This window comes from Arthrobacter sp. 05N429 (genome assembly GCF_056397045.1).
In genome coordinates this window covers 50,133-68,869 of record NZ_JBFTMQ010000006.1, presented here as the reverse complement: position 1 = coordinate 68,869, position 18,737 = coordinate 50,133, and the positions used below count along the sequence as shown (strand labels likewise).

Annotated in this window: 19 protein-coding genes and 1 riboswitch; of the genes, 8 read left to right on the top strand and 11 right to left on the bottom strand. The window is 66.0% G+C overall.

Annotated features, from left to right (window positions below; translation table 11 throughout):
• Positions 1-75: 75 nt before the first annotated feature.
• The 3 genes from sdhA to AC1DF4_RS12235 all read left to right on the top strand — a co-directional run bounded on the left by sdhA (position 76) and on the right by AC1DF4_RS12235 (position 3,524).
• Entirely contained in the window at positions 76-1,875 is a 1,800-nt protein-coding gene (gene sdhA, locus AC1DF4_RS12245) for a succinate dehydrogenase flavoprotein subunit (protein WP_441405733.1), read from the top strand.
• Between the two features lies 1 nt (position 1,876).
• Positions 1,877-2,659 carry a succinate dehydrogenase iron-sulfur subunit gene (locus tag AC1DF4_RS12240; RefSeq protein ID WP_056433008.1) on the top strand — a complete coding sequence of 261 codons (783 nt, stop codon included), beginning with the start codon at positions 1,877-1,879 and terminating at the stop codon, positions 2,657-2,659.
• Positions 2,660-2,759: 100 nt separating this feature from the next.
• Entirely contained in the window at positions 2,760-3,524 is a 765-nt protein-coding gene (locus tag AC1DF4_RS12235; protein ID WP_476913150.1) for an alpha/beta hydrolase family protein, read from the top strand.
• Here AC1DF4_RS12235 and AC1DF4_RS12230 read toward each other — a convergent pair.
• The 11 genes from AC1DF4_RS12230 to glyA form a co-directional block, all read right to left on the bottom strand.
• Positions 3,487-4,653 carry a YihY/virulence factor BrkB family protein gene (locus AC1DF4_RS12230; RefSeq protein WP_476913149.1) on the bottom strand — a complete coding sequence of 389 codons (1,167 nt, stop codon included), beginning with the start codon at positions 4,651-4,653 and terminating at the stop codon, positions 3,487-3,489. The two genes, AC1DF4_RS12235 and AC1DF4_RS12230, sit on opposite strands and share 38 nt — an antisense overlap.
• Positions 4,598-5,263: a 2'-5' RNA ligase family protein gene (locus AC1DF4_RS12225; protein ID WP_476913148.1), complete on the bottom strand. Its 666-nt coding sequence runs from the start codon at positions 5,261-5,263 to the stop codon at positions 4,598-4,600. The genes AC1DF4_RS12230 and AC1DF4_RS12225 overlap by 56 nt, the downstream gene beginning before the upstream one ends.
• A gap of 4 nt (positions 5,264-5,267) precedes the next feature.
• Positions 5,268-6,311 carry a tryptophan--tRNA ligase gene (gene trpS / locus AC1DF4_RS12220; protein ID WP_476913147.1) on the bottom strand — a complete coding sequence of 348 codons (1,044 nt, stop codon included), beginning with the start codon at positions 6,309-6,311 and terminating at the stop codon, positions 5,268-5,270.
• 19 nt (positions 6,312-6,330) lie between these two features.
• Positions 6,331-7,164, bottom strand: coding sequence for an exodeoxyribonuclease III (locus AC1DF4_RS12215; RefSeq protein ID WP_476913146.1), 834 nt, complete (start codon positions 7,162-7,164; stop codon positions 6,331-6,333).
• A gap of 10 nt (positions 7,165-7,174) precedes the next feature.
• Complete coding sequence (locus tag AC1DF4_RS12210; protein ID WP_476913145.1) at positions 7,175-7,750, bottom strand: hypothetical protein; 576 nt, start codon at positions 7,748-7,750, stop codon at positions 7,175-7,177.
• Between the two features lie 114 nt (positions 7,751-7,864).
• Positions 7,865-8,221, bottom strand: a complete 357-nt coding sequence (locus AC1DF4_RS12205; RefSeq protein WP_476913144.1) for a VOC family protein — start codon at positions 8,219-8,221, stop codon at positions 7,865-7,867.
• Positions 8,222-8,246: 25 nt separating this feature from the next.
• On the bottom strand, positions 8,247-9,080 hold the full coding sequence (locus AC1DF4_RS12200; protein ID WP_476913143.1) for an ABC transporter permease: 834 nt from the start codon (positions 9,078-9,080) through the stop codon (positions 8,247-8,249).
• On the bottom strand, positions 9,077-9,940 hold the full coding sequence (locus AC1DF4_RS12195; RefSeq protein ID WP_476913142.1) for an ABC transporter permease: 864 nt from the start codon (positions 9,938-9,940) through the stop codon (positions 9,077-9,079). Before AC1DF4_RS12195 ends, AC1DF4_RS12200 begins: the two co-directional genes overlap by 4 nt.
• A 10-nt stretch (positions 9,941-9,950) precedes the next feature.
• Positions 9,951-10,901, bottom strand: coding sequence for an ABC transporter ATP-binding protein (locus tag AC1DF4_RS12190; RefSeq protein ID WP_476913141.1), 951 nt, complete (start codon positions 10,899-10,901; stop codon positions 9,951-9,953).
• A gap of 216 nt (positions 10,902-11,117) precedes the next feature.
• Entirely contained in the window at positions 11,118-12,062 is a 945-nt protein-coding gene (locus tag AC1DF4_RS12185) for a bifunctional methylenetetrahydrofolate dehydrogenase/methenyltetrahydrofolate cyclohydrolase (protein WP_476913140.1), read from the bottom strand.
• A gap of 4 nt (positions 12,063-12,066) precedes the next feature.
• On the bottom strand, positions 12,067-13,368 hold the full coding sequence (glyA, locus tag AC1DF4_RS12180; RefSeq protein ID WP_476913139.1) for a serine hydroxymethyltransferase: 1,302 nt from the start codon (positions 13,366-13,368) through the stop codon (positions 12,067-12,069).
• A gap of 169 nt (positions 13,369-13,537) precedes the next feature.
• Positions 13,538-13,623, bottom strand: a riboswitch (ZMP/ZTP riboswitch).
• An 82-nt stretch (positions 13,624-13,705) separates the two neighbouring features.
• Here glyA and purU point away from each other — a divergent pair.
• The 5 genes from purU (at position 13,706) to mmsA (ending at position 18,708) form a co-directional block, all read left to right on the top strand.
• Positions 13,706-14,566, top strand: a complete 861-nt coding sequence (purU, locus tag AC1DF4_RS12175) for a formyltetrahydrofolate deformylase (RefSeq protein WP_476913138.1) — start codon at positions 13,706-13,708, stop codon at positions 14,564-14,566.
• A gap of 59 nt (positions 14,567-14,625) precedes the next feature.
• On the top strand, positions 14,626-15,039 hold the full coding sequence (locus AC1DF4_RS12170; protein WP_476913137.1) for a class I SAM-dependent methyltransferase: 414 nt from the start codon (positions 14,626-14,628) through the stop codon (positions 15,037-15,039).
• 140 nt (positions 15,040-15,179) lie between these two features.
• Positions 15,180-15,698, top strand: a complete 519-nt coding sequence (locus AC1DF4_RS12165) for a gamma carbonic anhydrase family protein (protein WP_476913136.1) — start codon at positions 15,180-15,182, stop codon at positions 15,696-15,698.
• 132 nt (positions 15,699-15,830) lie between these two features.
• Complete coding sequence (locus tag AC1DF4_RS12160; protein WP_476913135.1) at positions 15,831-17,021, top strand: ROK family transcriptional regulator; 1,191 nt, start codon at positions 15,831-15,833, stop codon at positions 17,019-17,021.
• A 130-nt stretch (positions 17,022-17,151) separates the two neighbouring features.
• Positions 17,152-18,708 carry a multiple monosaccharide ABC transporter ATP-binding protein gene (mmsA, locus tag AC1DF4_RS12155; RefSeq protein ID WP_441405715.1) on the top strand — a complete coding sequence of 519 codons (1,557 nt, stop codon included), beginning with the start codon at positions 17,152-17,154 and terminating at the stop codon, positions 18,706-18,708.
• The last annotated feature ends 29 nt before the right edge of the window (positions 18,709-18,737 follow it).

Sequence of the window (18,737 nt, the reverse complement as noted above, 5' to 3'; positions counted from 1 at the left end):
ATTTCCACGAGATTTCACCGGGCAGGCTCCGCCTGCCGGTGTTGTTAGCGAATTTTGAGAGAAAGAGCGTCTGGTATGCAGGTCCATAAGTACGACGTCGTCATCGTCGGTGCCGGTGGCGCCGGGATGCGCGCGGCGATCGAATCCGGTCAGCGCGCCCGAACAGCAGTACTGACCAAGCTGTACCCCACCCGCTCCCACACCGGCGCGGCGCAGGGCGGCATGTGTGCAGCCCTGGCCAACGTCGAGGAAGACAACTGGGAGTGGCACACCTTCGACACCATCAAGGGCGGCGACTACCTGGTTGACCAGGACGCAGCCGAGGTCATGGCGAAGGAAGCGATCGACGCCGTCCTGGACCTGGAGAAGATGGGCCTGCCGTTCAACCGCACGCCCGAGGGCAGGATCGACCAGCGCCGCTTCGGCGGCCACACCCGCGACCACGGCAAGGCCCCGGTCCGCCGTGCCTGCTACGCCGCCGACCGCACCGGCCACATGATCCTGCAGACCCTGTACCAAAACTGCGTCAAGCACAACGTCGAGTTCTACAACGAGTACTACGTCCTTGACCTGCTGACCGTCGAGGAAGACGCGGTCCGCGAGGACGGCACCCCGTACAAGCAGAAGCGCGTTGCCGGCGTCGTGTCCTATGACCTCGCCTCCGGCGAGCTGCACGTCTTCCAGGCCAAGTCCGTGGTGTTCGCCTCCGGCGGCGCCGGCAAGGTCTTCAAGACGACGTCCAACGCACACACCCTGACCGGCGACGGCATGGGCATCGCGTTCCGCCGCGGCATCCCCCTCGAGGACATGGAGTTCTTCCAGTTCCACCCGACAGGCCTCGCAGGCCTGGGCATCCTCCTCTCCGAGGCTGCCCGCGGCGAAGGCGCGATCCTGCGTAACTCCGAGGGTGAGCGCTTCATGGAGCGCTACGCCCCGACCATCAAGGACCTCGCCCCCCGCGACATCGTGGCCCGCTCCATGGCCAACGAAGTCCGTGAGGGACGCGGCTGCGGCCCGAACAAGGACTACGTCCTCCTGGACCTGACGCACCTTGAGCCGGCGCACATCGACGCCAAGCTGCCGGACATCACCGAGTTCGCCCGCACCTACCTGGGTGTCGAGCCGTACACGGAGCCGGTTCCGGTCTTCCCGACCGCGCACTACGCCATGGGCGGCATCCCCACCAACATCAGCGCCGAGGTGCTCCAGGACAACGACACCGTCGTCCCGGGCCTCTACGCCGCCGGTGAGGTTGCCTGCGTCTCCGTGCACGGCTCCAACCGCCTGGGCACCAACTCGCTGCTGGACATCAACGTCTTCGGCAAGCGCGCCGGCATCGCCGCCGCGGAGTACGCCAAGACCGCCGATTTCGTGGAACTCCCAGGTGACCCGGAAGCCTACACGCTGGACCTGCTGAACCACGTCCGCACCTCTGACGGCACCGAGAAGGTCGCTGCGATCCGCAAGGAACTGCAGGACACCATGGACGCCAACATGCAGGTGTTCCGCACTGCCGAGACGCTGAACCAGGTCCTGACGGACATCGCCTCCTTCGAGGAGCGGTACCAGCGCATCAGCGTCCAGGACAAGGGCAAGCGCTTCAACCTGGATCTCCTGGAGGCCGTGGAACTGGGCTTCCTGCTGGAACTCGCCAAGGTCATGACCGTGGCGGCCCTGCACCGCGAGGAATCCCGCGGCGGACACTTCCGCGAGGACTTCCCCGAGCGCGACGACGAAAAATTCATGAAGCACTCCATGGCGTACAAGGATGAGCATGCTCCGGCGGATGGCTCCGCGGAGGCCATTGCCGGCATCCGGCTTGCCACCAAACCGGTGGTCTTTACGCGTTACGAGCCGATGGTGAGGAAGTACTAAGATGACCGCTGAACTCGCTGAGCCAGCCTCCAAGATCGAACTGCCCGCCCACATCGGTGGCGGCGGGGAGATCCCGTCCTTCGACGTCACGCTGCGCGTGCGCCGCTACAACCCCGAGGTCTCCGAGGACGCCACGTGGGATGACTTCAAGGTCACCATGTACGGCACCGACCGCGTCCTCGACGCCCTGCACAAGATCAAGTGGGAGATGGACGGCAGCGTCTCCTTCCGCCGTTCCTGTGCCCACGGCGTCTGCGGCTCCGATGCCATGCGCATCAACGGCCGCAACCGCCTCGCCTGCAAGACCCTGCTGAAGGACCTGGACACGTCCAAGCCCATCACGGTCGAGCCGATCAAGGGCCTCCCGGTGGAGAAGGACCTGATCGTGGACATGGAGCCGTTCTTCCAGTCCTTCCGTGAGGTCATGCCCTTCCTCATCAACCGGGGCCACGAGCCCACCAAGGAACGCCTGCAGTCCGCCGAGGACCGCGAACGGTTCGACGACACCACCAAGTGCATCCTCTGCGCCGCGTGCACCTCGTCCTGCCCGGTGTTCTGGACCGACGGCCAGTACTTCGGCCCGGCCGCGATCGTCAACGCCCACCGGTTCATCTTCGATTCCCGCGACGATGCCGGCGACATGCGCCTGGAGATCCTCAACGACAAGGAAGGCGTGTGGCGCTGCCGCACCACCTTCAACTGCACCGAGGCATGCCCCCGCGGTATTCAGGTCACGCAGGCCATCGCCGAGGTCAAGCAGGCCATCCTGTCCCGCAAGATCTAGCGTTAGCTCTACAAGAACCAAAAAGCAACAGACGACGGCGCCTCTCACCTTTTGGGTGGGGGCGCCGTCGTCGTTCCCCCACTCAACGAAAGGGGACAGTATGTCCCGCTCCGAAAAAGTCTCGTTCCAGGGTTCCACCGGCGAACTGCTCTCCGGCATCGTCGATGTCCCGGAGGGCCCGGTGAAGGGCTGGGGCGTGTTCTCGCACGGCTTCACCCTGGGCAAGGACAGTCCCTCGGCGTCGCGGATGTGCAAGGCCCTGGCGGACAACGGGGTGGGCATGCTCCGGTTCGACAACTTGGGCCTCGGCGAATCCGCGGGCCTGTGGTCCGAGGGGTCCTTCAGCCACAAGGTGGCCGACACCGTCAAGGCGGCCGAATTCATGCGGGAGACCGGCCGGCCCGTCTCGCTGCTCGTCGGGCACTCCTTCGGCGGGGCCGCCGTCCTGGCCGCCGCCGGCGCGATCCCGGAGCTCGACGCCGTTGCGACGGTAGGGGCGCCGTTCTCGCCCAAGCACGTGGCGCACGTCTTCGACGCCGCCCTGGACCGGATCCTCAGTGAGGGAAGCGCGGAAGTGGATCTGGGCGGCAAAAGGGTGGAGATCCGCCGACACTTCGTGGAGGACCTTGAGAATGCGGACCTCACGGACTGCATCCGGCGGCTCGGGAAGCCGCTCCTGGTGCTGCACTCCCCCACGGACAACACCGTGGGAATCGAGAACGCCAGCACGATTTTCCAGACGGCGCGGCATCCGCGCAGCTTCGTGTCCCTCGAGGGCAGCGACCACCTGTTGACGGCCAAGGGCCAGGCGGCCAGGGCCGCGAAGATTATTTCGGCGTGGGCCGACCAGTACCTCGACGCCTGAACGCGGCGGCCAGCGACCTGCGGCGGCCCCGGGGTTCCACCGGCGTCTTGCCCGGCTGGACGCGCCGGGCCCCCCACCCGGTGGTCGCGGCGGCGGGCCCGGCCTTGAGGTCTTCCTCCCGGATCGCCACCCACGCGGCGCAGATCACGTAAACCTGGCTGACCAGGTTGAACCAGATCAGCAGGCCGATGATGATAGCGAAAGGGGCCAGAATGGGGTTCTTGCCCGCGCTGGCCAGCAGCTGGGTGCTGAAGATCTGCAGAATCGTGGTGCCCACCGCGGCGAGGGTGGTCCCCTCCAGCAGGGAGCGCCAGGCCGGCTTCAGCCCCGCAGCCACCCGGTACATAATCAGGGCCGTGCCCCAGCCGAGCAGCAGCGGCACGAGGATAGTGACGGAGGTCGTCAGCGGCCCGGCCACTATCGGATCGAGGCCCAACTGCTCGGTCACCCATCCGGCGGCCGTGCCGAAGATCAGCGAGGCTGCGGAGCTGACCACCAGGGCCACCCCCAGCAATAGCAGCGTGCCGATGTCCTTGAGGATCTGCAGGATCGGATTCATCACCAGAGGTCCGAGCTGCATCATGCTCCGCGTACCGTCGCGGATGCCGCTGATCCAGCCCAGCGACGTGAACACCGTAACCAGGGCGGCGATCCCGGCGGCCCAGCCCAGGCTGGTGGGGTTCAGCAGTTCATAGGGATCAACCAGCCCCTCGCTGCCGTTGACCTGCAGCAGGCCCGGCGCGGCGGCGGCCACACTCTTGATGACCTGGTCCAGCAGGGCCGGACGGTCGCTGAGGACCAAGCCGGCCAGGGACAAGCCGGTGGCCAACAGGCCTGTGATGGAGAAAAACATCCGGAAACCGATGCCGGCACTCAACAGGGGGCCGCGCTGGCGGAGGTAGTGCGAGTATGCGCGCATTGGCAGGAGCATGTTGAGCTTGGCCAGGAGCCACATCATCAGCGCCGTCAGGGCCGCGACTGTCCCGCCGCCGGAGCGCCGAACCTTGCCCCATTCGACCCTCTTGCGGATGACTTCCAGTTTCAGCCCGGCCAGATCGGTGGGAAGCGGCGGCTTATCGGGCGTCTGCGGTGCCGTCCGGGCCTCTGTCGTGGTCAAGTTTGGTCCCAAAATCAAGCTCTTCCCGTAGCTGCCAAATGCCGTTGTCGTCGTGCTCGTAGAGTCCCATGCTAGCCACCGGGAACGTGGCCCTGTAATCCTTGAGGACCGCTTCAGCCTCATCGAGGCTTTCCGGGGCGACGTCGTGGGCCACCGTGACGTGCGGGTGGTAGTCGAACGGCAGCTCGCGCTCCAGCGGACCGGACTGCAGCTGCCGGTGCAGGCTCACACAGTCCCCGAAGCCGTCCTCGACGTTCAGGAAAACCACCGGGGACACTGGCCGGAACGATCCCGTCCCCGCGATGGTCACGTTGAAGGGCTCCTGCCGGCCCGCGATGTCACGCACGTGGCTGCGGGTCGCTTCCCAGTCCTGCGTCATGGTGGTCGTCACCAGCGTGATGTGCGCCGGGATGACCCCTGCCATGGGATCACCGAAAGAGGCACGCCAGCGCTGGAGCTCCTCGGCAATCTCCGCCGGGAATCCCAGGATCACGCCGATGCTGATGCCTTCGCTGCGGTGTCCGTTGTCCTGCGTGTCCTGGACGTCCGGAGCAGCGCTGCTGACGGCACGCGCGGTGGCGCGTTTCGGCTCGTTAGCGGTGACTTTGCTGACGGAGGACATCGGCCTAGCGGACTCCGGCCAAGCTGAGGGAGGGCAGGAAGCCCATGCGCTCGTAGACCCGCGCCAGCGTCACCGAGGCGATCTCGCGCGCACGCTCCGCACCTTGGGCCAGCAGCCTGTCCAGCTCTGCCGGATCGGCCATCAACTCGTTGGTGCGGTTCCGCAGCGGCGTGATGAAGTCGACCATGACCTCGGCCAGATCCGTCTTCAGGTGGCCGTACATCTTGCCTTGGTACTCGGCTTCCAGCTCTGCAACGGTCTTGCCGGTCAACGTCGAATAGATGGTCAGCAGGTTCGAAACGCCCGGCTTCCCTTCCGGGTCGAAACGGATGTCCGTCCCGGCATCCGTCACGGCGGACTTGATGCGCTTGGCCGCGATCTTGGGGTCTTCGAGCAACTGGATGGATCCGTTAGGAGACTCGCCCGTCTTGGACATTTTGGCGGCGGGGTTTTGGAGATCGTAGATCTTCGCGCTGGCTTTGAGGATGGTTGCCTCAGGTACCGTGAACGTTTCCCCGTAGCGCGTGTTGAAGCGCTGCGCCAGGTTGCGTGTCAGCTCAAGGTGCTGACGCTGGTCCTCGCCTACCGGCACCAGGTCAGTCTGGTACAGCAGGATGTCGGCGGCCATCAGGGTCGGATACGCGAAGAGGCCCAGAGTCGCCGCTTCCGCTCCGGACTTCTGTGTCTTGTCCTTGAACTGCGTCATGCGGGATGCTTCGCCGAAGCCCGTGATGCAGTTCAGCGCCCAAGCCAGCTGCGCATGTTCGGGAACATGTGACTGCACGAAGAAGATGGACTTGTCGGGATCGATCCCCGCCGCGATGTACTGAGCCGCCACCACACGGGTCCGCTTGGCCAGCTCGGAGGGCTCAAAGTCGACCGTGATGGCGTGCAGGTCCGGAATGAAGAACACCGCATCGTATTCGGACTGCATGTCCACCCAGTTGCGCACGGCACCGATGTAATTGCCCAGGTGGAGGGAATCCGCGGTGGGTTTGGCGCCGGAGAGGATGCGCTTCTTTGCGGCAGCAACGGTTGAGCTAGTCATGTTGATAAAACCTTCGGACTTAGAGCCGGTAGTCCACTACCAGCGGGGCGTGGTCGGAGAAGCGGGTGTCCCAGGACGGTGCCCGGTCAACAACGGCTGAGACTGCGGCAGCAGCGAGGGCGGGCGTGGCCATGTGGTAGTCAATGCGCCAGCCGGTGTCGTTGTCGAAGGCCTGTCCCCGTTGCGACCACCAAGTGTAGGGGCCGTCGACGTTGCCCGCCAGGCCCCTGTGAACATCCTTCCAGCCGATCTCCTCGCCGAAGAAGCGGTCGAAGTACGCGCGCTCCTCCGGCAGGAAGCCGGCACGTTTGACGTTGCCCTTCCAGTTCCTGATGTCCAGTTCCGTGTGGCCAACGTTGAGGTCGCCCACCACGAGGGCGTGGTCGCTGTGCTTGGCCAGCTCGGGCAGCCGGTCAACCATCACGTCGAGGAAGCGGAACTTGTCGTCCTGCTTCGGGGTGCCCGCCTCGCCGGAGTGCACATAGGCGCTGACGACGGTCAGCTGGGAGGCTTCCCCCTCCGCATTGCGGACGATGTAGTCAGCCTCGACCCAGCGGCCCGAGGTGGCGAAGTAGTCGTCGTCGATGCCGACGCGGGTCTGGAGTGGTTCGGCGCGGGAGGCGATGGCGACACCGGCGCGGCCCTTGGCCTCGGCTTCAGCGTGCAGGATGTACCAGCCCTCGCCGAGCAGCTCGTGGACGATCGCGTCGGGCGCGCGGACCTCCTGCAGGCAGAGGATGTCCACTTCGCGGGGCTCAAGCCACTCCGCCATGCCCTTCTTGTAGGCAGCGCGAAGGCCGTTGACGTTGACTGACGCGATGCGAAGGTTGTCCTTCTTCAATGCCGAACTCACCCGATCCACTCTAGTCGACAATGGTTCCGGAGACGGGCTCGTCCGCACCGCCGGAAGACTTGATCATGTCCCGGGCGTTGGTGGCGGTGATCTCGATGGTCTCAAGGGCCCGGCGGATGGTGTCCTCGTCCGAGGCGGCGCCCTTCGCCCGCTCCTGCTCGACGACGCGGACCTGCACCTGCACAATCTTGAACGAGTGGTCCAGCTTCAGGTCCCGCACTTCGTCCGCTTCGCGGCGGACCTCCACAACGCGGGTGCTGCCGTGGTCAACACTGCCCGACGACGGCGCCCGGCCGGCCGCCGCGTTGAAGGCGTTCTGTGCTTCGGTGAGCTTGGCGCCGGCCTTCTTGGCCGCCTTCTGGATGCTGAAGACCACAAAGGAGGCCAGGGCAAGCCAGAAGCCGGCGATGATCGCCACGATCCAGCCGACGACGTCGTTCTGGTTCGCGGCAAAGATGACCGCGACGACGAAGGCGATGATGAACACCATCATCCCGGGTCCACTGATGCGGAACAGGGAGAACTTGCCGGTGGCGGAGTTGTACGCGGACGGCTTGGAAGACTCGGAGTTGCCCAGAGATTGCATGTGCCTATTATCGCAAACCGCCGGGACGCCCCGGGCCGCTTCCACCCGGGGCGAACGGGCGCCTTGAACAAGACAGGTTTTACGACAACACCGGTTTCAGGAAAACACGGCGCCCTACGACAAGACCAGGCAGAACGGGTGGCCGCTGGGGTCCGTGAAGACCCGGAAGGTCTCCGTGCCGGCGTTGAGGCTTGTGGCCCCGAGCCGGAGGACCGCCGCCTCGGCGGCGTCGAGGTCCTCGACGAGCACGTCCACGTGCATCTGCTGCGGGTGGTCGGCGTCGGGCCACTGCGGACGGACCAGCCGGTCCACCCTCTGGAAGTCCACGGACGGCAGGCCGGCGGCGTCGCCAATCGAGATGAAACCGTCTTCCTCGTGCACCCGGACCATGCCCAGCATCTCCTGGTAGAAGCCGGCCAGGGCGTCAGGGTCCTCGCAGTCGATCACGAGTGCCCGCAGTTTTCCGATCACGGGGTTCTCCTTTTCCGAAGGAACGCTATTTGAGGAACAGCTTGCGCAGCCGGCCGGTGGTGAGCAGCACGCCCAGCACGATCATTACGAGGTAGTAGCCGATGTGGACGGCCGTAGCCGGGGTGAAGACGCCCACGCTGATCTGCCGCAGCAGCTCCACTCCGTGCCACAGCGGCATGGCTTGGATGAGCCACTGGATGTACTGCGGGTAGACACTCAGCGGGTAGAAGGTGGCGCTGAACAAGAACATCGGCAGCATTACGAAGTTGATCCAGTCCATCTGCTGGAACGTCTTCATGAAGCTCGTGATGCCCATCCCGAAGCTGGCGAAGCCGAAGGCGATCAGCACCGCGGCCGGGATCATCAGGATGGCCCACGGGGTGGTGATCAGACCCATCAGGCCCATCACCGCGGTGAAACCGGTGGCGTACATCAGGCCGCGGAGCAGGGCCAGGAAGATCTCGCCCATGGCAACGTCCAGCGGACCCAGGGAGGTGTACAGCATGCCCTGGTACAGCTTGGCGAAGTTCATCTTGAAGAACACGTTCCAGGTGGAATCGTAGACTGCACCGTTCATCGCGGACACGGCCAGCAGTGCCGGGGCGATGTACGCGGCGTAGGAGATTTCCCCGCCCCCGGGCCCCTGCACCGAGCCGACGATCGCGCCCAGGCCCACACCCATCGAGATGAGGTACAGCACCGGCTCGAAGAAGCCCGAGAGCATGACCATCCAGTTACTGCTCTTGGTGGCCATCAGCCCGCGGGCGACGACGGCGCGGACGTTGCGGGAGTAGAGCGACCCGAAGTGCCGGTTGCGGGCCGCCTCGGTGACGCTGTGGCTGGTAATGACGGCGCTCATCCGCCCATCCTGTTCACGAACTGGCGCTTGGTCAGAACCCAGCCGACGACGCACAGCGCCAGCAGGAACACGACATGCGCGATGGTCAGCAGCGGGGGTTCCTGGTAGCCGTAGCTGAGCACCCGGCCCAGCTCGGTGCCGTGCCAGATCGGGGAGATCCAGCCGATCCAGCGCACTGCAAGGGGCAGGGTGTCCAGCGGGAAAAAGGTGCCGGAGAACAGGAACAGCGGCATCACGATGAAGCGCATCACCATGGCGAACTGGCCCTTGTCTTCCTTGATGGAGGCCGCGTAGGCCATCAGCGGGAGGCCGAAGGAGAGCCCGGCGAGCGTTGCCACCAGGATGGAGGCCCAGCCCCAGGCGCTCGGCGAGGCTCCGAACAACGCGACCACGCCGAAGTAGATGGCCGACTGCAGCAGCAGGCGCACCGTGACGGCGATGATCTGTCCGAGCGCAATCTGCTCCGGCGTCAGCGGCGAGGCGTGCGGTCCGTAGTAGACCCGGCGCCATTTGAAGCCGTCCATCACCGGGAAGGTGAACTCGTTCGCGGCGGTCATGACGGCGGCCGAGATCAACAGGGCCGGGGCAATGAACACGAGGTAGCTGACCCCGCCGAAGGCCGCCGTGCTGTTGGTGTCCACGAGGGTGGCGAGGCCGACGCCCATCGCAAAGAGGTAGGCAACGGGCTGCCCGACGCCGTACATGACGATCGTCCAGCCGTAGCCCTTCATCACCCGCAGGACCTGCTCGGCGTAGTAGAAGGCGCCCCACTTCCGGGCCTTCGCCGCGGAGATCTCCGGCGAATGCGCGCGCAGTGCGGGGGCCGCCGTCGTGCCGGCCGCCTGAGTTGATGCGGTCAACTCTGCTTTCTTAGTCAACGAGGCTCCTGCCCGTCAGGCGCAGGAAGACATCCTCGAGCGAAGACCTGCGCACCAGCGAGGTCACGGGGCGGAGTCCGCGGGCGGAGACCTCTTCGAGTGCGGCCTCGCCGTCGTGCGCGTAGATCAGGACGCGGTCCGGCAGGGTTTCCAACCGTTCGCCGATGCCCTCCAGTTCGGTGCCGACCGTGGCGTTGCGTTCCGAGCCGAAGCGCAGTTCCAGGACCTCGCGGGTGGAATACTCGCGGATCAGGCTGGCGGGCGAGCCCTCGGCCATGATCCTGCCCTTGTCCACCACGATCAGCCGGTCACAGAGCTGCTCCGCCTCGTCCATGTAGTGGGTAGTGAGGATCAGGGTGACGCCCTGCTCCTTGAGCCGGAACAGCCGGTCCCAGAGGATGTGGCGGGCCTGCGGGTCCAGCCCGGTGGTGGGTTCGTCCAGCAGCAGGATCCGGGGTTCGTTGATGAGGGAGCGCGCGATCGTGAGCCGGCGCTTCATGCCGCCGGAGAGCGCATCGACCTTGGATTTGGCCTTGTCCGTGAGCTGGGCGAACTCCAGCAGCTCGTCGGCCTTGGGCTTGAGGTAGCTCATGGGCAGGCCGAAGTACCGGCCGTAGACCAGCAGGTTGTCCCGGACTTTAAGTTCCTCGTCCAGGTTGTCCTGCTGCGGGACGACGCCCAGGTGCGCGCGCACTTCCGGGCCGTTCTGGTCGGGATCCAGGCCCATGATGCTGAGGCTTCCGGAGGTCCGCTGGGACACCCCGCCGATCATCTTCATGGTGGTGGATTTGCCGGCACCGTTGGGGCCAAGCAGGCCGAACGCCTCTCCGGCTGGCACCGAGAAGGAGATGCCGTCGACGGCGACGACGTCGCCGTAGCGTTTGGTCAGGTTTTCGGCAGTGATGACGTACTGCGGAGCGCCGGTAGTGGAGGGGCTGCTCAATGGGGCGTCCTTTGAGGAGGCTTCCGTGGGTGGGGTTTGCTTCGAGACGAGTTCAGGCACCCGAACACGGTAATGGAAACGGCCGAACTATGAAAGAGTCTTTTCGTAAAAAATCCGGACGTTTGCCGTTCCGTTATCTCCGGTGCTTAAACGCCGCAGGGCGCCGCCTCCTCGAAGAAGGGGCGCCCTGCGGTCCAGGACGTTCAGGTTCCGGGACTAGGCGTGGCCGGCGGTACCGTCGGAGGTGCTGCCTGCGGCAGCATGGCGTTCCGCGGTTTCCACCACGTTGGCCAGCAGCATGGCGCGGGTCATGGGGCCCACTCCCCCGGGGTTCGGGGAGAGCCAGGCGGCGACCTCGGCCGCGGCAGGGTCCACGTCTCCGGTGACCACAGCCTTGCCGGAGCCGTCGTCGACGCGGCTGACACCGACGTCGAGCACGATGGCGCCCGGCTTGAGGTCCTCCGCCTTGATCATGTGCGGCTGGCCGGCCGCTGCGATCACGACGTCGGCCTGCCGGAGCTCCGCCGGCAGGTCCACCGTTCCGGTGTGGGCGAGGACAACCGTGGCGTTGACGTCCTTGCGGGTCAGCAGCAGCCCCACGGGCCGGCCGATCGTGACGCCGCGGCCCACCACGAGGACACGTTTGCCCTTGAGGTCGATGCCGTGCCGGGTGAGCAGCTCCACGCAGCCCTTGGGGGTGCAGGGCAGCGGGGACTTCATGGGGCCGCTGACGTTGGCCACAAGCCGGCCCAGGTTCATCGGGTGCAGGCCGTCGGCGTCCTTGTCGGGATCCATGGCCTCCAGGATGACGTCCTGGTCGATGTGCTTGGGCAGCGGAAGCTGGACGATGTAGCCAGTGCACTCAGGGTTGTCGTTGAGCTCCCGGACCACGGCCAGGAGCTCCTCCTGGGTGGTGTCCTCCGGCAGGTCGCGGCGGATGGACGTGATGCCCACCTCGGCGCAGTCCTTGTGCTTGCCGCCGACGTACCAGGTGCTGCCCGGGTCGGAGCCCACCAGGATGGTACCCAGGCCCGGGACGATGCCCTTGGCTTTCAGGACGGCGACGCGTTCGGTAAGTTCGGCCTTGATCGTGGCGGCGGTGGCTTTGCCGTCGAGGATGCGGGCGGTGTTGGCGTGAATGCTGGTGGTCTCCGTCGTCATCCGCTTACCACTGCTCGTGCTGCGGGTACAGCGGAAAGTCAGCGGCGAGCTTGTCCACGCGGGACTGGAGCGCCTCGACGTCGGTGGCGGAGCCGGCCTTCAGTGCGGTGGCGATGATCTCCGCGACCTCGGTGAACTCCTCGGCGCCGAAGCCACGGGTAGCCAGGGCAGGGGTGCCGATGCGCAGGCCGGAGGTGACCATCGGCGGGCGCGGGTCGAACGGGACGGCGTTGCGGTTGACCGTGATGCCCACCGAGTGCAGGAGGTCTTCGGCCTGCTGGCCGTCCAGCTGGGAGTTGCGCAGATCCACCAGGACCAGGTGCACGTCGGTGCCGCCGGTGAGGACGGAGACGCCCGCGTCGGACACATCGGCCTGGTTCAGGCGGTCGGCGATGATCCGGGCGCCTTCCAGGACGCGCTCCTGGCGTTCCTTGAATTCTGCCGTGCCGGCGATCTTGAACGCCACGGCCTTGGCGGCGATGACGTGCATGAGCGGTCCGCCCTGCTGGCCCGGGAAGACGTTGGAGTTGATCTTCTTGGCCCACTCCTGCTTGGCGAGGATCACGCCGGAGCGGGGGCCCGCCAGGGTCTTGTGCACGGTGGAGGTGACGACGTCGGAGTGCGGGACCGGGCTCGGGTGCAGTCCGGCGGCCACGAGGCCGGCGAAGTGCGCCATGTCGGTCCAGAGCAGGGCGCCGACCTCGTCGGCGATCGAGCGGAACGCAGCGAAGTCGAGGTGGCGCGGGTAGGCGGACCAGCCGGCGATGATCACCTGGGGCTTTTCGGCGATGGCCTGCGCGCGGAGCTTGTCCATGTCGATGCGGAAGTCGCCTTCCTCGACCTGGTACGCGGCAACGTTATAGAGCTTGCCGGAGAAGTTGAGCTTCATGCCGTGGGTCAGGTGTCCGCCGTGGGCCAGGGACAGGCCGAGGATCTTGTCCCCCGGGGTGATCATGGCGGAGAGGGCGGCGGCGTTGGCCTGGGCACCGGAGTGCGGCTGGACGTTGGCGTACTCGGCGCCGAACAGGTCCTTCACGCGGTCGATCGCGAGCTGCTCGGCGATGTCGACGTATTCGCAGCCGCCGTAGTAGCGGCGGCCGGGGTAGCCCTCGGCGTACTTGTTGGTCAGGACTGAGCCCTGGGCTTCCATGACCGCGCGCGGGGCGAAGTTCTCGGAGGCGATCATTTCCAGGGTGCCGCGCTGGCGGCCGAGCTCCTGGGCCAGGACGGCGGCGATTTCGGGATCGAGGTCAGCCAGCGGCTGGTTGCTCACGGCGGCTGACGAAAGGCTAAGGGAGGTGGTCACGGGGAACTCCTGGCTAGGCAACGGGCACTGCTTAAGGTCAGGTTACCGGCTGGCCCGCGGCGGCGCCCCTAAATTACGGCCCCGGACGGGGACGTGCCAAGGGACCGGACCCCGTAAGTGGGGTGCCGATGCGGGCCGGCAGCGGGGAGCTGCCGACCGGAAAAACATGACCCTCGGCCCAGGCGTACGATCCGTGGTCTTCGTGAATGCCGCTCCCTGGTGGTTAGCCACCCAACGCCAGTTGCGACCCGTCAAGACTACCCCAGACCGGTGCCCGGCCCCCAGCCCTGCGCAGCCGTGCGCCAGCTCCAGCGCCGCCGCCGGTAGGCTATCCTCCGTGACTGACGACCAGCTGACTGCTTCCTATATCCTGACTCTCTCCTGCCCGGACCGCCCCGGAATCGTGCACGCCGTCGCCGGTGCCCTGCTCGTCGCGGGCTGCAATATTACGGACTCGCAGCAGTACGGCAGCCAAAGCACCGGCACCTTCTTTATGCGCGTCGAGGCCACGACGGCGGCTCCCCAGCTGGAGCTTCAGGCCGCCCTGGAACCTGTCGCCCAGGCCTTCGGCATGCAGTGGAGCCTGAACCCGGCCGGCCGCAAGGTCCGCACCCTGCTCATGGCCAGCACGTCGGCGCACTGCCTCAATGACCTGCTGTTCCTGCAGCGCTCCGGCACCCTGCCGATCGAGATCCCGGCCATCGTGTCCAACCACCGAGACCTCGCGGGCCTGGCCGAGTTCTACGGCATCCCCTTCCACCACATCCCGGTCACTCCGGCCACGAAGGTCCAGGCCGAGGATGGACTTCGGGCCCTGATGGCCGAGCACGACATCGAGCTCACGGTCCTGGCCCGCTACATGCAGATCATCTCCGACGAACTGTGCCAGGAGCTGACCGGCAAGGCCATCAACATCCACCACTCCTTCCTGCCCTCCTTCAAGGGCGCCAAGCCCTACCACCAGGCGCACGCCCGCGGCGTGAAGCTCATCGGCGCCACCGCGCACTACGTGACGGCCGCCCTGGACGAGGGCCCGATCATCGAGCAGGAAGTCATCCGCGTGGACCACCGGCGCACCGCCGAGCAGTTCGTCCAGATGGGCCGCGACGTGGAGGGCCGCACACTGGCCCAGGCGGTGCAGTGGCATGCCGAGCACCGGGTCCTGCTGGACGGCAACCGGACAGTTGTATTCAACTGAACCGGCTGTTTTCAACTGACCCCGTTGTTTTCAGCTGACGGCGGTCATTGAATAGGGGTATGGCACTTTCCGCGGAGGACCCGCTCTCGGAATTCGTGACCCTGCTCAAAGCCGAGGGCCGCAGGGGCGTGCTGGGCCTCGACTGCGGCCAAGGCACCGACGGGCTGCGCTTTGTCCAGTCCGGCATCCACTTCACCGGTGTCGACCCCTCCGAGGACAACATCCATTCCGCCCGCGCCCGCGGGCTGGAAGCCTCGGTGGCGGGGGCCGGCTCCCTGCCGTTTGCCGACTCGGTCTTCTCCTCGGTCTGGGCCGTAGACGCACTGGCGGGCCTGCCGCCAGAGGAATGGGACGACGTCGTCCGCGAACTCGGCCGGGTGACGGCACCCGGCGCCCCGATCGCCGTCGTCCTCCCGGAACCTGACCCGGGCAGCGAGGGCGGGGGGTTCACCGTCCTGCGCTCCCCCGACTGAAAACCACGTTGACCTGTCAGTTGTTGTCGTTCTCAGCGCTGAAAACGACAACAACTGATAGCTCAACCGGGAGGAGCTGGGCTCAGGGCCGGCGCTGGCCCTACCCGTTCGCAGCCGGGCGCGTGTCCTAGGCTGGAGGAATGGCTCCCATCTACGCATTCGCCGGCGACACCCCGGCTGTCCACGAATCCGCCTTCGTCGCCCCGAGCGCCTCCGTGATCGGCAAGGCAACGCTCGCTGAGGATTCCAGCGCCTTCTACGGCGTCTCCGTCCGGGCCGACACCGCCGCGATTACCGTCGGCGCCGGCACCAACCTCCAGGACAACGTCGTCCTGCACGCGGACCCTGGCTTCCCCTGCACGGTCGGCGCCCGGGTCAGCATCGGCCACAGCGCCGTCGTGCACGGCTGCACGGTCGAGGACGACTGCCTGATCGGTATGAGCGCCACCATCCTCAACGGCGCTGTGATCGGCGCCGGCTCCCTCATCGCGGCCGGCGCCGTGGTGCTGGAAGGAACCGTCATCCCGCCCCGCTCGCTCGTCGCAGGGGTACCGGCCAAGGTCCGGCGCGAGCTCAGCGACGAGGAGTTCGCCGGGGTCCAGCAGAACGCCGCACACTACCGGGAACTGGCCCGGGCGCACCGGGAACTGCACTCCTGACCTCCGGGATCGGCTCTTTCACCGGTCGACGGCGGCGCCGGTGGCACCCCGCCGCCGCCGCCGGCGCGACACGTGGCGGCCAGTTGCGTTAACTTCTTGACTACAAGACGGGGATGAGGCAATCTTCATTGCATGCCCTCACCAACGCGCTCAACGAGGAGCCGAACCAAAAACCCTGGATCGCAGTCCGCCCTCCGGCATCTGAACCAGCAACGGATCATCGAATGCCTTCTCGCCGGACCTTCCACGCAGGCGGAACTCGCACGGCAGACCGGCCTCTCCACCGCCACGATCTCCAACATCGTCAAGATCATGCAGGACGCCGGGCTGGCCTCCACCGAACCGATTACCAGCTCAGGCCGGCGGGCGCTGAACGTCCGGCTCAACAGCAATGGGGCTGTCGCCGTCGGAATCGACTTCGGCCGCCGGCACCTGCGCGTCGTCCTGGCCTCCCTGAGCTATCACGTGATTGCCGAGGAATCGGTCCTGCTCCCCCTGGGCCACCACGCCGAGGAAGGCATCACCGCCGCCGTCGGACTGCTGGACCGGCTCCTGGCCAACAGCGGCGTGGAACGCAGCGCCGTCGTCGGAGCAGGAGTCGGCATCCCCGGCCCCATCGACCGCCGCACGGGGACGGTGGCGCAGGGCGCCATCCTGCCCGAATGGGTGGGCATCAACATCCTGCGGCGCCTTGAGGACGCCCTGAATCTTCCGGTCTTCGTGGACAATGACGCCAATCTGGGCGCCCTGTCCGAGGTCACGTGGGGCCCCCACACCGGCATCAGCAACCTGATGTTCCTGAAGATCGGATCCGGCATCGGCGCGGGGCTGATCCTGAACGGGATGCCCTACTACGGCAACGTGGGAATCACCGGCGAAATCGGCCACGCCACCATCCATGAACACGGGCTGGTCTGCCGCTGCGGGAACCGCGGCTGCCTGGAAACCATCGCCTCGACCACCACCATGATCGAGCTCCTGGGCCGCGGCGAGGACGCTCCGCTCACCCCGGAGGACATCGTCCGCAAGGCCCTCGCCCGGGACTCCGCCACCCTGCGCGTGGTGGACGACGCCGGGCTCGCCGTCGGCCGCGCCCTGGGCAATGTGGCCAACCTGATCAACCCCGAAGTGATCGTGGTCGGTGGCCCGCTGGCAGGGCTCGGAGAGCTGCTGCTGGATCCGATCCGGCGAGGCCTGGTCCGGCACGCAGTGCCTGTGATTGGCGAGACGACGACCCTCACGATGTCCTCGCTCGGGGACCGAGCCGAGGCCCTAGGGGCCACCGCTTTGGTCTTCCAGCACGCCGGAATCCGGCGAAACTAAGTTTTCGTTACCGGGCCGTTGCGTTAAAGACTTGACGACAATGCCTGTGATCCAGTTTACTTTTCCATCAGACGGCCCTGCGATTTGCAGGGGCGGACAACGAAGTCATGCATTGGAGGCGTAAGGGCAAATGACGTCCCTCAACACGCACAGCGATCCGATAATTCTCGAGATGCGCTCCATCACCAAAGAGTTCCCCGGCGTTAAAGCATTGGCCGAGGTGAACCTGCGGGTGAAGGCCGGTGAGATCCACGCCATTTGCGGTGAAAACGGCGCAGGCAAGTCCACCCTCATGAAGGTGCTCTCCGGGGTGTACCCCTACGGCAGCTACGACGGCGACATCGTCTACCAGAGCGAAGTCCAGCAGTTCAAGGACATCCGGGCCAGCGAGCACGCCGGCATCGTGATCATCCACCAGGAACTCGCGCTGATCCCCGAGCTGTCCATCATGGAGAACATCTTCCTGGGCAACGAGCCCACCAAGCGCGGGGTGATCGACTGGGCTGAGGCCCGGACCCGCTCCACGGAACTGCTGGCCCGGGTCGGGCTCCGGGAGGACCCGGAAACCCCGATCAAGGAGATCGGCGTCGGCAAGCAGCAGCTCGTCGAAATCGCCAAGGCCCTGAACAAATCGGTGAAGCTGCTCATCCTCGACGAGCCCACGGCCGCGCTGAACGAGTCCGATTCCCAGCACCTGCTGGACCTGATGCTGGGCCTGAAGGGCCGCGGCATCACATCGATCATCATTTCCCACAAGCTCAACGAGATCGAGCAGATCGCGGATTCCATCACCATCATCCGCGACGGCAAGTCGATCGAGACGCTCAACGTCAAGGCCGACGGCGTCGACGAGGACCGCATTATCAAGGGCATGGTGGGCCGGACCCTGGAGTCCCGTTTCCCGGACCACGAGCCGAAGATCGGCGAGGTTTTCTTCGAGGTGAAGAACTGGAACGTGGGCCACCCGCAGGTCGCGGACCGCATGGTCTGCAAGAACTCCAACTTCTTCGTCCGCCGGGGCGAGATCGTCGGCTTCGCCGGGCTGATGGGCGCGGGGCGCACCGAGCTTGCCCGCTCCGTCTTCGGCCGCTCCTACGGCCGGTTCCTCTCCGGGCATGTCTACGTGGACGGCAAGGAAGTTGAGCTTAAGACCGTCCGCCAGGCGATCGACGCGGGTCTGGGCTACGTCACCGAGGACCGCAAGTCCCTGGGGCTGAACCTGCTGGACGACATCAAAGAAACCACGGTCTCGGCCAACCTGCGCAAAGTCAGCAAACGCAACGTCATTGACGCCAACAAGGTGTTCACCGTCGCCGAGCAGTACCGCAAATCGTTGCGGACCAAGGCGCCCTCCGTGGAGGAGGGGGTGGCCAAACTTTCCGGCGGCAACCAACAGAAGGTGGTGCTCGCGAAATGGATGTTCACCGACCCCGAGCTGCTGATCCTCGACGAGCCCACCCGCGGGATCGACGTCGGCGCCAAGTACGAGATTTACGGCATCATCCAGCAGCTGGCCAACCAGGGCAAAGGCGTGATCGTGATCTCCTCGGAGCTGCCCGAGCTGCTGGGCCTCTCGGACCGCATCTACACCATCTTCGAAGGCGCCATCACGGGTGTGGTCGACAAGGACGAAGCCAGCCAGGAAAACCTCATGAAACTCATGACCTCCGCCCGCAAGACCGCCTGACCGCCGTGGCCAACTGCTCCGCACACTCC

Coding starts and splice junctions, on each gene's coding strand:
- sdhA (WP_441405733.1), top strand. CDS start 76: ATGCAGGTCCATAAGTACGACGTCGTCATCGTCGGTGCCGGTGGCGCC.
- AC1DF4_RS12160 (WP_476913135.1), top strand. CDS start 15,831: ATGCCCTCACCAACGCGCTCAACGAGGAGCCGAACCAAAAACCCTGGA.
- mmsA (WP_441405715.1), top strand. CDS start 17,152: ATGACGTCCCTCAACACGCACAGCGATCCGATAATTCTCGAGATGCGC.
- AC1DF4_RS12165 (WP_476913136.1), top strand. CDS start 15,180: ATGGCTCCCATCTACGCATTCGCCGGCGACACCCCGGCTGTCCACGAA.
- AC1DF4_RS12170 (WP_476913137.1), top strand. CDS start 14,626: ATGGCACTTTCCGCGGAGGACCCGCTCTCGGAATTCGTGACCCTGCTC.
- AC1DF4_RS12240 (WP_056433008.1), top strand. CDS start 1,877: ATGACCGCTGAACTCGCTGAGCCAGCCTCCAAGATCGAACTGCCCGCC.
- AC1DF4_RS12200 (WP_476913143.1), bottom strand. CDS start 9,080: ATGAGCGCCGTCATTACCAGCCACAGCGTCACCGAGGCGGCCCGCAAC.
- AC1DF4_RS12210 (WP_476913145.1), bottom strand. CDS start 7,750: ATGCAATCTCTGGGCAACTCCGAGTCTTCCAAGCCGTCCGCGTACAAC.
- AC1DF4_RS12225 (WP_476913148.1), bottom strand. CDS start 5,263: ATGTCCTCCGTCAGCAAAGTCACCGCTAACGAGCCGAAACGCGCCACC.
- AC1DF4_RS12235 (WP_476913150.1), top strand. CDS start 2,760: ATGTCCCGCTCCGAAAAAGTCTCGTTCCAGGGTTCCACCGGCGAACTG.
- trpS (WP_476913147.1), bottom strand. CDS start 6,311: ATGACTAGCTCAACCGTTGCTGCCGCAAAGAAGCGCATCCTCTCCGGC.
- AC1DF4_RS12185 (WP_476913140.1), bottom strand. CDS start 12,062: ATGACGACGGAGACCACCAGCATTCACGCCAACACCGCCCGCATCCTC.